15 protein-coding genes are annotated in these 13,276 nt (G+C 58.6%); 2 read left to right on the top strand and 13 right to left on the bottom strand.

The features are described from left to right. Nucleotides 1-5 precede the first annotated feature (5 nt). A complete protein-coding gene (locus L0664_RS15285) occupies nt 6-722 on the top strand; it encodes a response regulator (protein ID WP_235226958.1) in 717 nt (238 codons plus the stop codon). On the opposite strand, the gene L0664_RS15280 is transcribed toward L0664_RS15285, so the two are convergent. Next, the gene (locus L0664_RS15280) at nt 719-1,435 is read right to left on the bottom strand and encodes a GNAT family N-acetyltransferase (RefSeq protein ID WP_235226761.1); all 717 of its coding nucleotides are present in this window, start codon (nt 1,433-1,435) and stop codon (nt 719-721) included. The genes L0664_RS15285 and L0664_RS15280 overlap by 4 nt on opposite strands. Nucleotides 1,436-1,545: 110 nt before the next feature. On the opposite strand from L0664_RS15280, the gene L0664_RS15275 reads away from it, so the two are divergent. Further along, on the top strand, nt 1,546-1,734 hold the full coding sequence (locus L0664_RS15275) for a hypothetical protein (RefSeq protein ID WP_235226760.1): 189 nt from the start codon (nt 1,546-1,548) through the stop codon (nt 1,732-1,734). Nucleotides 1,735-1,743: 9 nt separating this feature from the next. Here the strand turns inward: L0664_RS15275 and L0664_RS15270 are convergent, their stop codons facing one another. The 12 genes from L0664_RS15270 to L0664_RS15215 all read right to left on the bottom strand — a co-directional run bounded on the left by L0664_RS15270 (nt 1,744) and on the right by L0664_RS15215 (nt 13,260). Next, nucleotides 1,744-2,961, bottom strand: coding sequence for a DUF1501 domain-containing protein (locus L0664_RS15270; protein WP_235226759.1), 1,218 nt, complete (start codon nt 2,959-2,961; stop codon nt 1,744-1,746). 2 nt (nt 2,962-2,963) lie between these two features. Further along, entirely contained in the window at nt 2,964-4,343 is a 1,380-nt protein-coding gene (locus tag L0664_RS15265) for a DUF1800 domain-containing protein (RefSeq protein WP_235226758.1), read from the bottom strand. Nucleotides 4,344-4,445: 102 nt separating this feature from the next. Next, nucleotides 4,446-5,555, bottom strand: a complete 1,110-nt coding sequence (locus L0664_RS15260) for an alpha-hydroxy acid oxidase (protein WP_235226757.1) — start codon at nt 5,553-5,555, stop codon at nt 4,446-4,448. 2 nt (nt 5,556-5,557) lie between these two features. Next, complete coding sequence (comE, locus tag L0664_RS15255) at nt 5,558-6,112, bottom strand: sulfopyruvate decarboxylase subunit beta (protein WP_235226756.1); 555 nt, start codon at nt 6,110-6,112, stop codon at nt 5,558-5,560. Beyond that, the gene (gene comD / locus L0664_RS15250) at nt 6,109-6,615 is read right to left on the bottom strand and encodes a sulfopyruvate decarboxylase subunit alpha (protein WP_235226755.1); all 507 of its coding nucleotides are present in this window, start codon (nt 6,613-6,615) and stop codon (nt 6,109-6,111) included. Before comD ends, comE begins: the two co-directional genes overlap by 4 nt. Before the next feature lie 50 nt (nt 6,616-6,665). Beyond that, the gene (locus L0664_RS15245; protein WP_235226754.1) at nt 6,666-7,073 is read right to left on the bottom strand and encodes a universal stress protein; all 408 of its coding nucleotides are present in this window, start codon (nt 7,071-7,073) and stop codon (nt 6,666-6,668) included. A gap of 21 nt (nt 7,074-7,094) precedes the next feature. Beyond that, nucleotides 7,095-8,075 (bottom strand): alcohol dehydrogenase catalytic domain-containing protein, encoded by a 981-nt coding sequence (locus tag L0664_RS15240; protein WP_235226753.1) that lies wholly within the window; start codon nt 8,073-8,075, stop codon nt 7,095-7,097. Next, nucleotides 8,072-8,833, bottom strand: a complete 762-nt coding sequence (locus L0664_RS15235; RefSeq protein WP_235226752.1) for an SDR family NAD(P)-dependent oxidoreductase — start codon at nt 8,831-8,833, stop codon at nt 8,072-8,074. Before L0664_RS15235 ends, L0664_RS15240 begins: the two co-directional genes overlap by 4 nt. Continuing rightward, on the bottom strand, nt 8,826-10,133 hold the full coding sequence (hisD, locus tag L0664_RS15230) for a histidinol dehydrogenase (protein WP_235226751.1): 1,308 nt from the start codon (nt 10,131-10,133) through the stop codon (nt 8,826-8,828). Before hisD ends, L0664_RS15235 begins: the two co-directional genes overlap by 8 nt. 12 nt (nt 10,134-10,145) lie before the next feature. Continuing rightward, nucleotides 10,146-11,474, bottom strand: a complete 1,329-nt coding sequence (locus L0664_RS15225; protein WP_235226750.1) for a TRAP transporter large permease — start codon at nt 11,472-11,474, stop codon at nt 10,146-10,148. A gap of 11 nt (nt 11,475-11,485) precedes the next feature. After that, the gene (locus L0664_RS15220) at nt 11,486-11,998 is read right to left on the bottom strand and encodes a TRAP transporter small permease (protein ID WP_235226957.1); all 513 of its coding nucleotides are present in this window, start codon (nt 11,996-11,998) and stop codon (nt 11,486-11,488) included. Nucleotides 11,999-12,108: 110 nt separating this feature from the next. After that, the gene (locus L0664_RS15215; protein ID WP_235226749.1) at nt 12,109-13,260 is read right to left on the bottom strand and encodes a TRAP transporter substrate-binding protein; all 1,152 of its coding nucleotides are present in this window, start codon (nt 13,258-13,260) and stop codon (nt 12,109-12,111) included. Nucleotides 13,261-13,276: the final 16 nt, after the last annotated feature.

The raw sequence follows: 13,276 nt of genomic DNA, 5'->3' as shown, positions 1-13,276 counted from the left end.
ACGACATGGACAGCCTGGACGACTTTATGCAGACCCGCCCACCGACCAGCGCACGCCCCCTGCTTGGGCTTACGGTTCTGGTCGTGGAAGACAGTCGTTTCGCATCAGAAGCGATGCGCCTTTTGTGCCTGCGATCCGGTGCCCGCATCCGGCGCGCCGATAGCCTGTTTCACGCCAACAAACATCTCGCGGTGTATCGCCCGTCCGTCGTGATCATCGATATCGGCCTGCCCGACGGGTCCGGCGTTGACCTGATCCGCGAATTGGCCAATGGCCGCCCGCGGGTTGAGGTCGTGTTGGGAACCTCCGGCGATCCTGACGGTGAACGCCAATCCATCAAGGCAGGTGCAGACGGATTTTTGCCCAAACCCTTGTCCAGCATCGGATTTTTCCAATCCAAAATCCTCGAACATCTGCCCGCAGATCGTCAGCCCAAGGGCATTCGCATGTTAACGGACGAGGTCGTGGTGCCAGACCCCGTTGCCCTGCGCGATGATCTGACATCAGCGGCAATGGCGCTCGAAGATCCCAACGATGACCGCACGCTGCGGTATCTCACACAGTTTCTGGGCGGCATCGCGCGCAGCGTGGACGACACGACCCTCGAAAAAGAAACCGAGGCTTTGGCCGACCTGCAAACCGCAGGGCAAGCCGTGCACAGCCAAGTCGCGCGCGTGGCCGCCATGGTGCAAGATCGCATTTCACGTTCCGCGATAATCTAGTCCGTTTGCGCGGGATCACTTGCAACACGGCACGGCGCGGTCAGGGCGCGCAGGCTTTGGCGCTGCTGGCCCGTTGCGTCAAAATTATCGGGCGACAACCAGTCCTCGAATGCGGCGCTGATCTGGGGCCAGTCGCCGTCTGTCATCGCAAACCAGGCCGTATCACGATTGCGCCCCTTCACGACGTAGTGCTGCCGGAAAATGCCTTCCCACGAAAATCCGAACCGCTGGGCGGCACGGCGCGACGGCATATTCAACGCGTTGCACTTCCATTCATAGCGCCTATATCCCAGCGCAAAGGCCTCGCGCATCATCAAATACATCGCTTCGCTCGCCGCGGGCGTTTGCTGCAATGCGGGCGAAAAATTGATATTCCCAACCTCAATCGCGCCCATCGCCGGGACAATACCAAGATAAAACGCGTAACCCAGCGGCGCACCCTTCAAATCGCAAATGGTGTAACCCTGACAATTATCACGCGCGGCGGTGGCTTCCAGCCCCGCCACAAACGCGGCCTCGTCCACGGGTGGCGCCTCAAAAAGGTAGTCCCAAACGGCATCATGCCCTTTGATCTGGGCCCAAAGCCCCGGCCCGTGCCGCGCTGGATCGACTTTTTCAAGCCGCACATACGCACCAATCAGATCACGCCCGTCAGGCCAATCCGCGCCAAAAAATTCGACCAAAGGGCCCACTGGCCGCTTCGTATTTATCATGACTATTCCCCCAAATGCCCGCACCGGTGCCGCAGTCCCGTCGGAGTATTGCCCCATTCCACAGACATACCAACCCCAAGACCATACGACGCAGCAAGAGGAAAATTGACATGGAACGCTTTGTTAAAAAATTCTGGACTGAAGAAGACGGTAACACCACAGTTGACTGGATGGTTTTGACCGCGGGCCTTGTCCTGCTGGGCGCTGCGGTTATGGCATCCGTCGGCGGCGGCGGCACTGATCTGGCCGACACGACAGCCATCACAATCGAAGATGTGGGCACAAACGCCGGTCTTTAAACCACTATTTTACAACACCAAACCGGGGTTCGGGCCCATCTGCAAGCCCGGGAAAATCGCCTGTTCCAGCGTACTTTGATCCAGCCCGATCAACCCGCGCATGACCCAAGCCGCGTAATCACGCACATCACGGGTCGGCAAAAGATCGCGTTGGTCATAAAGATCGCCCTCAGCCAATCCGGGCCATTCGCCGATCACCTGACCACCGCGCAAAGCACCGCCCGCATATAACATCGCACCACCCGTGCCATGGTCCGTGCCAAGGCTTCCGTTTTCGCGCGCCGTGCGGCCAAACTCTGTCAGACACAGCACTGCCGTTTTATCCCAAACCGGCCCAAGACCCGCCCGCAGCGTCAAAATGGTGTCATTCAGCGCACGCGCACCGCGCCCCAACGTGTTGCCCTGACGCGCATGAGTGTCCCAACCGTTGATAGAAAACGACGCAATCCGCGTGTCACCGCGCAGCCGTGACGCGGCAAATTCGGCTATCTTGACGTGTTCCCCATTGCTTTGAACCGCCTCCATCATCGGGCTTTGCGCCATCATGTCTTCGGTTTGCGCATCGACGTCGCCTTGCAGCGAAATCTGTTCTGCAATCTCGATCGCCGCTGCCGATGCATCGCGAAACAGCGGGTCATCGTGGTGCACAACATTCAACAGCTGGCGCGCATTGGATGAAATCTGCAACCGCGCATCCGGCGACCAACGCGATGCAGGCGCGTCCCCTGCCAACACCAACATCTGTTCGCGCCCGATGGCAAAGGCAACTTCGGGTTCAAGCCCGGGCACAACCTGCAACATCCGGTTCAACCAACCGTCGCGCAACCCGCCGCCCGACAAATCAGGCAGTCCCGCCTCAAGAATATCCTGCCCGTCAAAATGGCTGCGCTTATCGCGGTAGGGTGTGGACACGGCATGGACCGCGCCAAACTGCCCCGCGTTCCACAACCCCATCAGCGGTTCAAAATGCCGGTTGAGCGCATAAAACCCGTCCAGATCAGTCGCTTCGCCGGCTTCGCCCGTCAACAACGTCGGGCGCAGCGCGGCCAAATCCGCATCACCGTAGGGCTGGATCACATCAAGCCCGTCCATCGCCCCGCGCAAAATCACAACCACCAACCGCGCATCCCAGGGCGCGGCCGCCATCGCAACCGGTGTCACCAAAGGCGATGCAGCTGCCGAACAGCCCAGCGCGGCACCCCCGATCAGGAAACGTCTGCGATCCATCGTCATCTCCTTTGGAAGGCGGCGGAGGCCAGCACAATGCCGATCCCGTCGCTTACGGTTTCGGCGGCGTTTGCTGCAAACAACACAGGTTCTGGCGGCGTCGGGCCAAGCGCGTGAAACACGAAATCGCGCGGGTCGGGCAAATCATCCAGCACATCGCGCGGGATTTTCATCGACCATGTGATGCGCCCCGCCATGCCTTGCGGCGTGATCCAGTTTTCAGCGTCCTCAGACCAGCCGTCAGGGCCAACGGGGCTTTGCCAGGTTTGCCCCATCACCGACAAGGGCCGCTGCGCCACGCGCCGCACATCCTGCAAGGTCGCGTTCAGGATCGTATCCAGCGGCACGGCTAAGGCCCGCATAGATGATGCAATAAAATCAAATGGTTGCTTTACCTTCAGCGCTTCAGGTGACCACGATCCTTCATCTTGCAACAACACGTCATACATCGCCGAAAGGTCACCGTCGGCATCAAGATAGGCCGCCGCCATGGCCTGAACCACGGCATCATCCGGTTCGGGCGACACGAAATGCACAGCCAATTTATGTGCCAAATGACGCGCCGTATCAGGATGCACTGCAAGGTCGCGCAGGGCGGCAGTCACATGATCAAGCGATGCGTCACCACCGCCATATGACACGCCCAAAACGGTTTCGGCGCCGGGTTCTGCCTGCTGGGCGCGAAAATACCCACCGCGCTGCGCATTGGCAGTAACGCCCGTCAAAAGTTCGGCCAGTTCGCGCACGTCTGTCTGGGTATATCCGCCGCCAACGCCCAGCGTGTGCAGTTCCAACAGCTCCCGCGCGAGGTTTTCGTTCAATCCGCGATCGCGTTGTTGTGCCGTGCGGCTGTTGGGGCCCATGGATTGATGCTGATCGAGGAAAAGGATCATCATCGGGCTGCCCACAACGGCCACCAACATATCCGCGAACGATCCTGCCACATGGGGCCGGATCGCTTCTTGGATGTAGGGCGACACAAGGTGGCGGCGGATTCCGCTGGTCGCACGCACGGTGAAATGATCCGCCCAAAACCGCGTCAGACGTTCGCGAAACCCGTCGTTGGTGTGCACCGAACGCGCCAATTCTGCCTGCAAAAACAAAGCAACAGCCGCGCGGCCATCTTCACGCAGCTTCGACTGAAGTTCAGTCGCGGCCTCTTCGCCGTCCGTGCCGCGTGCTGCGTTCAAGGCGCGCGATGCGTTTCTAAAATCCATCGAAGACGGGTAAACATCTGTGTAGGTCGGAATTGGCGCAATCACCGCCGCGGCGTCCGGCCCCGTCAGACGCGCCATCATATCATCTGCCGACGCCGGCGGCGCAATATCGGGCGAAAGCCCCATTCCAAACCGGATTTCTGCGATTGTCGGATCAAACGGCACGGTATTCTCCTGTTACCGCCTTAATGTGTGGGCTTTGGGACGCAACGACAAGGTCCAAGGGCGCACCAAAACCAAAATGCGCGGGGATTTGCACCACATTATTTAGCCGAACGTCTTGTCCGTCAAATCCCGACGCCCGGTTTGCGCCATCGCCGAAGACAGCTCTTCGCTCAGCACGTCCCACAGTTTGTGCAACCCCGCCTCACCCGCCGCAGCGATGGCAAATTGCAAGGATCGACCGAAGAACGTAAAATCCGCCCCCGCATTCAGCGCCTTTAGCACGTCTTCGCCAGACCGCAGGCCACTGTCATAAAACAGCGGATAATCAGCACCAACGGCAGCGCGGATCAGGGGCAACCGATCAATCGGGGCGGGCGCGCTTTGCAACTGGCGTGACCCGTGGCTCGACACCTGAACACCGTCCACGCCCGCGTTCTTCAACGCCACCGCATCCTCCGCATTCAACACGCCCTTCACCACCAGATTGCCGGACCACATATCGCGCAAACGCGACAGCGTGTCCCAATCGGCCTTGGCGCGGCTTTCGGTGCGGTCAAAGTCATAACCGTCCATATCAAAATTCGCCATTTGCGGTTTGCCTGCGGCCAGTTGCGTCAACGACCAGCGCGGATGCAGGGCGAAATCGACAAATTGGCGCAGGCCGATGCTGAACGGCATTTTGAACCCGTGGCGCAATTCGCGTGGGCGGCGCCCGACCTCTGGCACATCCACCGTCATCACGAGGGTCTGATATCCCGCCGCCTTCGCGCGTTCGGCCAGCTTGAACGTGCCCGCCCCATCGCCGGAAAAATACAACTGGAACCAGGCGTGCCCGTCCGCAACATCGATGATCTTTTCTAGCGGAGTAGACGCCACCGTGCTGACGCCATGGGGCACGCTGTACTTGGCCGCCAATCGGGCCAGCATCACATCAGCGCCCGGCGCGCTCAGGTTGCACATGCCCATGGGGGCGATGCCGAACGGGCGCTGCGCGGTGGTGCCAAACACATCCGCTGACAGATTGCGGTCGGACACATCACGCAGAATGCGCGGTTCCAGCGTCAGCGCATCAAGGGCCGCACGACTGCGCGCCGCCCCTGTTTCATTTCCCGCCGCCCCGTCGATGTAATCAAACACCATCCAAGGCAGGCGTCGTTTCGCCAGCCGCCGTGCGTCATCGCTTGAATGAATATGCGCGGCGGCTGACAACATGATTAGGCTTTCACGGCTTCCATAAATCGGTGTTTGATCACGACCGGATCCATCGTGATCACGGGCAGCTTGATATTACCGCTGTCACATTTGCAAACGATGATTGTCATCTCGTCACTGTCGATGGCCGATTGCAGCACAGGACCAAGGTCTTTGTCCTGCACTTCGATCACCGTGTCACAGCCACAGGCACGCGCGACGTCCGTCAGGTTGGTTTTCTTACCCGCATAGGTCGGCTGATCCCCGGTTGATCCATAAGATCCGTTGTCGATGATCAGCAGCGTGTAATTCCCCGTCGCGTTGTTGGCGATGGTCGGCAACGTGCCAAGGTTCGTCAGGACAGACCCGTCCCCATCAATCGAAATGACAGGTTTCGGCTGGGACAAAGCCAGACCAAACCCGATGGACGAACTCAGCCCCATGGTGCCGAGCATGTAAAAATTCGTCGGCTGATCGTCGATCATATGCAGCTCTTGGCTGGGCAGACCGATGTTACAGACAACAAGGTGATCACGAATGATCGGCGCGATTTCTTTCAGGATTTCAGAACGGATCATTGGTCGCCATAGCCTCCCCAGAAATTGGCGTCCGTCAGGATCGCCACAGGTTTGTTGCACATGAATGTGTATTTCAGGATGTTGTCGAATTCCTCGACGTCCTTTTGCCAATGGAAATGGTAGGTCGGGATGTTCATCTGGTTCAGCAGCGCCTTGGTGTGCACAGCCATTTCCACCTGACAGGCCACAGGTTCGCGCAGTTCACCGCGGTAGGAAATGATCATCGGCAACGGCATCCGGTAATATTGCGTCAGCGTGGCCAGCGTGTTGATCGTCACACCAATCGCCGTGTTCTGCATGATGATGGCAGACCGTTTGCCCCCCATGAACGCACCCGCGCACAGGCCCATGCCCTCGTCTTCTTTGTTGGACGGGATGTGGAAAATTTCGTCGCGTTGATCGATCTCTTCGATGACCCCGGCCAGCTGTTTGCACGGCACAGTTGTCACGAACGAAACGTCATTGGCGACAAGATCATCAGTGATCTTCTTGTCGATGTTCATAAGGGAAAAACCTTTCAGGGTTGATGTAAGTATTTGGAAACGTATGAAATTCAGCTGCGATAGACATGCACGGCACAGGGCGCGTGGCGCACAACGCGCGCCGCCGTGGACCCCAAAAGGTAATCACTGAACCCCGGTTTATGTGATCCCATCACGATGCAATCCACCCCATGGTCGGTCGCGTAATCAATGATGGATCGGTAGGTGTGCCCAATCACCATTTCGGCTGTCACGCCCTCCAGATGATCGGTCTTTGCGGCCAGATCGGCACGGGCACGGGCCACGGATTCCTTTTGCGCATCTTCGCTCAGGTAGGCATTTACGGACCCTTGCGGCGCCTCATAGACGTGCAGCGCAATAACATCCCCGCCCCCCGCCGTCAGCGCGCGCGCGATGTCCAATGTGCTGGGTGACACCCCATGATCAAGAGCCATAGGAACGAGGATTTTCTTATACATCTCAAGTCTCCTGATATGGGGTCACGCCCATGGATTCAGCATGATTTTGGGCGCGGCAACCACCCCGCCAAGGATATCGCGAAACGCCGCCTGCCCGTCTGCAAGGCTGCGGGTTTCGGTCCAGTCCAGCGCGCCAAGGCTACCATCAAAAATGGCCGCCGCCGTGTCGCGAAAATCTTGGGCGGTGTAGGTGTAGGTGCCAATAAATGTGACTTCTTGCAGGGTGACGCGACGCACATCTATGCCGCCCGTGTCCTCACCCAGACCGACATGGGCAATCACACCGCCCGGTGCAACGCACGCACTGGCCACCGTGCGGGTCGCCGCGTATCCGACAGCATCCACCACAATGGAAAACTGCCCGTTCGCCGCAGCGACGACGGTTTGCTTGCACGTGTCGATAAGGAATGCGCGGCGCGTGTCATTGGGTTCCGCGATGGTCACCGAGTCGATCCCCATGGCTTTCAACGCCAAAGCAGCCGCCAGCCCGATGGCACCACCCCCCACCACAAGCGCCGTGCGCTCCATCGACGGATGCAGGGCTTGCATGGCCAAACGCGCGGCATGCCAGCTCACCGCGAGGGGTTCAGCAAGCGCGGCCTTTGTCATCGAAACACCATCCGGCACCTCGACCAGATTACGGTCTGGCATGGAAATATATTGCGCAAACGCCCCTTCGCGCGGGGCCATGGAAATGATCTGGCGCGTCGGGCAAAGATTTTCGCGCCCCGCGTTGCAGGCCGTACACGTCCCGCACGTCACCAAAGGGTTCACAGTCACGCGCATCCCGTCACGCGGCCCGCCAACAATAGTCCCCGCCGCCTCATGGCCCAAAATCAACGGCGCGGGTCGGCGCGCATCATGGCCCAGATAGGCGTGCATATCACTGCCGCAAATCCCCACGGCCTCGACCTTGATCAGGTGCTCGCCTGCGTTTGGCACAACGTCGGGCACGTCGCGAAAGGTCAGCGTTTCAACGCCGTCATACACCAATGCCTTCATTTCGCGGTGAACCCCCCATCAACCATCAGTACCTGCCCCGTCACATAGGATGACGCATCAGAACACAGGAACAACACAGGCCCGTCCATATCCTCAAGCCGGCCATTTCGGCCCGCGCAGGTCTGGGCAGCATTGCGCGCGGCGCGGTCTTCGTCGTCAAACACCGCTGCCGTCAATTCGGTCGGGAAAAACCCCGGCCCGATGGCATTGGCGGTGATCCCGTGGGGGGACCACGCCTCGGCCATGGCGCGGGTCAACTGGGCGATGCCGCCTTTGGTCGCGCCATAAGCAATCCCGCCCGGAAAGGCGCGTGTCGTTTGCAAAGAAGCAAAATTCACGATCCGCCCCCAACCCTTTTCTTTCATCGCGGGCACCATCGCTTGGGATAAAAAGAACGGCGCGCTCAGATTCAGGGCCAGCGTTTGGTCCCACCCTTCAGCCGTCACATCATCAGCAGCCTCGCGGGTGTTCACACCCGCCGCATGCACCAGAATATCCGGCGCGCCAAAGGGTGCAGAAATGTCGGCGACCAATTGGGCCAGCCCGCTCCGCACAGCCACGTCGCCCGCAACCCCCGCAGCACCGTCACCGATATCCGCGCACAGGCTATCGAGCGCGTCTTGTCGGCGCGCGACACCCACAACCTTGGCCCCCGCCGCCGCAAGAACCATGGCCGCACGCCGCCCCAAACCGGAACTGGCACCGGTTATGCAGGCGACCTTACCGTGCAGATCAAATGATGGGCGCGGATCAACCATTGGCGCTCAGATCGAAATTTTCACCAGGGAAATATTTGGCCAACCGCACATCCGCTGCGCGCGCATGGCCTTCCATGCCTTCAAGGCGGGAAATCCGCGCCGTCGCGATGGCGACTTCTTTTGACGCCTCTGGCGTGGAACGCTGCCATGTGACGATCTTCATATATTTGTGCACAGACAGACCGCCCGTATAACCCGCCGCACCCGATGTGGGCAGCACGTGGTTGGTGCCAGATGCCTTGTCGCCATAAGACACGGTGGTTTCTTCGCCCAAAAACAGCGACCCGTAACAGGTCAGGTTTTCAAGCCACCAATCCAGATCATTGGCCATCACTGTCAAATGTTCGGGCGCATATTCATCGCTACAGGCGGCCATATCGACACGGTCGGCACATACAATCACCTCTGCGTAATCGCGCCACGCGGCGAAGGCATTGTCGCGGTTCAGCTCTGGCAGGTCTTCGATCAGATCAGGCACCATCGCCATCACCTTTTCCGCCAAATCGCGATCATCCGTGACCAGCCAAACCGGGCTGTTATAGCCGTGCTCTGCCTGTGACACCAAATCGGTCGCAACGATATGCGCATCGGCATCTTTGTCCGCAAGGATCAAACTGTCGGTCGGGCCCGCGATCATATCGATCCCCACACGGCCGAACAGAATGCGTTTGGCCTCAGCAACAAATTGGTTGCCCGGCCCCACCAGAATGTTCGCCTTTGGTAGCCCAAACAGACCAAACGTCATGGCCGCAACGCCCTGCACACCACCCATCGCAAGGATATTGTCCGCACCACAAATATGCGCCGCATAGACAATCGCGGGGGCAACACCAACGTCGGGGCGCGGCGGCGAACAGGCGGTGATATGTTTACAGCCCGCAACCTTTGCAGTTGTCACCGTCATGATGGCCGACGCGATGTGGCTGTAACGGCCACCGGGCACATAACAGCCCGCCGCATCAACGGGGATGCTTTTCTGGCCCGCGATATAGCCCGGCGAAATCTCCATCTCGACGTCTGCCACGGTGCCCTTTTGCAGTTCGGCAAAGCGTTTGACGTTGTCATGGGCGAACCGGATATCTGCCTTCAGCTTTTCGGGCACCAGGGCACAGGCGGCCTCAATCTCGTCCGCGTTCAGCATGACACTGCCTTCATAGCGGTCAAATTTGGCGGCATATTCCAGCGCTTTGGCGTCCCCGCCCTGTTCAATATCAGACAGGATGCCAACGACCGTATCATGCACATCAGATGCGCCAGAGGCAGACGTCAGGGTTGCTTTTTTCAGGTATTCACGGGTCATACGGGGGCGATCCTATTTGTAGATTTCAGGTAGCAGCGTTGTCGAAACAGCAGGCACATAGGCAATAAACAGCACGACAACGAACATGCACAGAACAAACGGCACAGCACGCGCCGCGATCTTGAGTATCGATTCACCGGTAATGCCCGAGACAACAAACAGGTTAAGCCCAAGCGGCGGTGTAATAAAGCCCACGCCAAGCGCGGTGATCATCATGATACAGAACTGGATTTCGTTCATCCCGATGTTTTCGGCCAACGGCTGAAGGATCGGCGCAAGGATCACGATGTTGGGCGTGGTTTCCATAACGCAACCCGCCGCGATCAGAATGCCGATCATCAGCAGGATCAAAATCCAAGGCTCGTTCGTCAGGCCGGTCACGGATGTCACAAAACCCTGCGGCACACCCATGATCGCTAGCGCCTCGGCAAGGGGGGCCGAAAATGCGATGATCGGCAGGATCACACCGTTGACCTTGGCCGAACTCAGCAACATGGCTGGAAAATCCGCGAACGACAGCGTGCGCAGGATGAACCCCATAGAGATCGTCACGACCACAGCCAAAGCACCTGCTTCGGTGGGGGTCAAACGGCCCGAAAAGATACCGTAGAAAATGATGCCGGGCACGATAAACGCATACCAGCCCGATTTCAGCGACCGGCCCAGATTGGACAGCCATTCCATGAACGTCAGGTTGCCCCCGCCCTCGTAAGAATAGATGCGGTTCACCACGAGGTTCGTGATCAGGATCGACAGCAGGATGCACAATCCGGGGATCAGGGCTGCCAAAAACAGGGTTGAGGCCGATATCCCCAGCACAAGACCGATGATGATATAGGCAATAGAGGGCGGGATCAGGATGCCCGTACAGGCACCCGCGGCCACCAATGCGCAGGCGTAAGGGCGCGGATATCCGGCCTCGACCAGACGGGCGATCGTCATACGGCCCACCGCCGCAGCACCCGCCGCGTCCGATCCCGAAATGGCCGCGAACATGCCGCAGACCAACACCGTGGCCGACCCGAACCCGCCCTTGGTAAAGCAAGTGAGCGCCTCTGCCACATCAAGGAACTTGCGCGACAACCCCGTGCGCACCAACACATCCCCCGTCAGGATAAACAACGGGATCGCGGTCAACGCGAAGGCATCAATACCTGTAAACAGGCGTTCGCCAACCAGCGACAGCGGCAAATCGCCCGACATCAGCAACATCAAAATCGCGGATGATCCGATGGCGGCCCAAACAGGCACAGCCATCGCGATCAGGGCGACAAATATCAGGACGGGAACATAGAAATCCCAGCCAAGTTCAACGGTTTGCGCGACAGTATTCCAAAGCATCGAACGCCCCCCTAATCAAACAACGTGTCGCCCTCATAGACAGGCTTACCCGTCTTGAGAGAGATGAAATCACGGCGAAAAGATTGCAAAAGACGCCAAATCATAAGGCCAAAGCCAAGCGGGACGGACATCAAAAACCACACCTTGGAAATGCGCAGGCCGTCGGTAACCGACCCGAATTTCCAGGACACATGGACAGATTCAAACGACCAATACAGCGCGATCACGGCAACGATCATCATGATGATGTCCCCGAACATATACAGCAGCGCTTTGGGCCGTGGCCCAAGGTAGTGCATGACCACATCGATACGGATATGCGCGCGTTCTTTCACGGCGGCGGCGGCGCCGACCCATGCAAGGTAGATGAAAGAATAGCGGACAATTTCTTCGCCCCAGATCGACGAATAGGCGAATATTTCGCGGCGCAGCACCTCGACCGCCATCGTGATGACAAGCATCACATAGAAGGTCAAAAGCAGCCAGCGCTCGGCGTTTTGATCAAGTTTGCGCAGGAAATCCATAGTGGGCCAATCGGTTCCCATGAAGAAAGACAGCGCTTACGCGCAGCGGCTTTCATCATGCCAAAAAAGGGAAAATCGGGCGCCTGATCTTGCAGGCGCCCGACACATCTTTAGGCGTCGTGGACGTAGTATTTGCCCTGCGTGCCTGCGGCCTCTTCCATCTGCGCGAACGCATCCATGGATCCGGCAAGCTCGACCTTGAACTCGTCCCATTCAGAACGCTGGTAGCCGCCCGCGTCTTTCCATTCCGCCAGCTGATCATCGCTCAGGCTGTGGAATTCAACGCCGGCTTTGGCAAGTTCTGCCATCGCATAGGCACGTGCAGACGGAACCTTGGCAAGGTTCTGGTGCGCGGTCATTTCAGACCCCCACATGATGCCTTCCTGAACGTCGGCAGGCATGGAATTGAACCATTCAAGGTTACAGGAATAAACCTGTGAATCCGGCACGGCCTGCGTGAATGTCACGTGCGACAGGATATCCTTGAAACCAAACACGAACAGCGCGCCCACTGACGGATCGAGAGCATCAGCAACACCCTGCTGGATCGCAGACGGCGTTTCACCCCAAGCAACCGGCGTCGGGTTCGCACCCACAAGGCGGTAATATTGCTGCAACATCGCAGAACCCGGCACGCGGAATTTCACACCGTCCAGATCGCCCGGCGTGATAACGGCGCCAGCACCGCCCTTACGAACAGCAACAACCCGCGGGTCAATGTTGACGTAGAACAATGGCTTGAACCCGTTTTCTTCGATTTTGGGCGTGACATTGCCGTTCCAAAAATCGGAATTCACAAGGTTCGTGAACCGCTGGTTGGATCCGCAAAGATACGGCATGTTGATCAGATCAACCGTGGACGCAAACGGCGCAAAGTTGGAAAGCGAATGCTGTGCGGCCTGAATTGTGCCACCCTGAACGGCCTGCACCAATGCACCACCCGCACCAAGCTGACCACCCGGCGCCAGTTTCACATAAACCTTACCGTTGGTCGCGTTCTGGATGTTTTCCTTCAGGTCCAGCTGCATGATCGGATAGCTGCGCGACGCGCCCAGCACGTAGGCTGTGGCAATTGTCATTGTGTGCTCGGCTGCGGCTTCGCGATCACGTTCTTCGTTCGCGGACTGCGCGGCGGCCTCCGTGGACCAAAGCGTGCCAGCTGCACCTGCAACCAAAGCAGCCGTAAAGCCACCCGTCGCGGTCAATTTCAGGAAATTCCGGCGCTCTGCCGACGCAAGCTCTTTGCGGTCTTGATTGTCCATATGTGTCTCCTCCCAG

It is taken from the genome of Octadecabacter dasysiphoniae (assembly GCF_021532615.1).
GTDB classification, from domain to species: Bacteria; Pseudomonadota; Alphaproteobacteria; order Rhodobacterales; family Rhodobacteraceae; genus Octadecabacter; species Octadecabacter dasysiphoniae.
This window is presented reverse-complemented; position numbering and strand designations above follow the sequence as displayed.

Coding starts and splice junctions, on each gene's coding strand:
- L0664_RS15285 (WP_235226958.1), top strand. CDS start 6: ATGGACAGCCTGGACGACTTTATGCAGACCCGCCCACCGACCAGCGCA.
- L0664_RS15280 (WP_235226761.1), bottom strand. CDS start 1,435: ATGATAAATACGAAGCGGCCAGTGGGCCCTTTGGTCGAATTTTTTGGC.
- L0664_RS15275 (WP_235226760.1), top strand. CDS start 1,546: ATGGAACGCTTTGTTAAAAAATTCTGGACTGAAGAAGACGGTAACACC.
- L0664_RS15270 (WP_235226759.1), bottom strand. CDS start 2,961: ATGGATCGCAGACGTTTCCTGATCGGGGGTGCCGCGCTGGGCTGTTCG.
- L0664_RS15260 (WP_235226757.1), bottom strand. CDS start 5,555: ATGTTGTCAGCCGCCGCGCATATTCATTCAAGCGATGACGCACGGCGG.
- comE (WP_235226756.1), bottom strand. CDS start 6,112: ATGATCCGTTCTGAAATCCTGAAAGAAATCGCGCCGATCATTCGTGAT.
- comD (WP_235226755.1), bottom strand. CDS start 6,615: ATGAACATCGACAAGAAGATCACTGATGATCTTGTCGCCAATGACGTT.
- L0664_RS15245 (WP_235226754.1), bottom strand. CDS start 7,073: ATGTATAAGAAAATCCTCGTTCCTATGGCTCTTGATCATGGGGTGTCA.
- L0664_RS15240 (WP_235226753.1), bottom strand. CDS start 8,075: ATGAAGGCATTGGTGTATGACGGCGTTGAAACGCTGACCTTTCGCGAC.
- L0664_RS15235 (WP_235226752.1), bottom strand. CDS start 8,833: ATGGTTGATCCGCGCCCATCATTTGATCTGCACGGTAAGGTCGCCTGC.
- hisD (WP_235226751.1), bottom strand. CDS start 10,133: ATGACCCGTGAATACCTGAAAAAAGCAACCCTGACGTCTGCCTCTGGC.
- L0664_RS15225 (WP_235226750.1), bottom strand. CDS start 11,474: ATGCTTTGGAATACTGTCGCGCAAACCGTTGAACTTGGCTGGGATTTC.
- L0664_RS15220 (WP_235226957.1), bottom strand. CDS start 11,998: ATGGATTTCCTGCGCAAACTTGATCAAAACGCCGAGCGCTGGCTGCTT.
- L0664_RS15215 (WP_235226749.1), bottom strand. CDS start 13,260: ATGGACAATCAAGACCGCAAAGAGCTTGCGTCGGCAGAGCGCCGGAAT.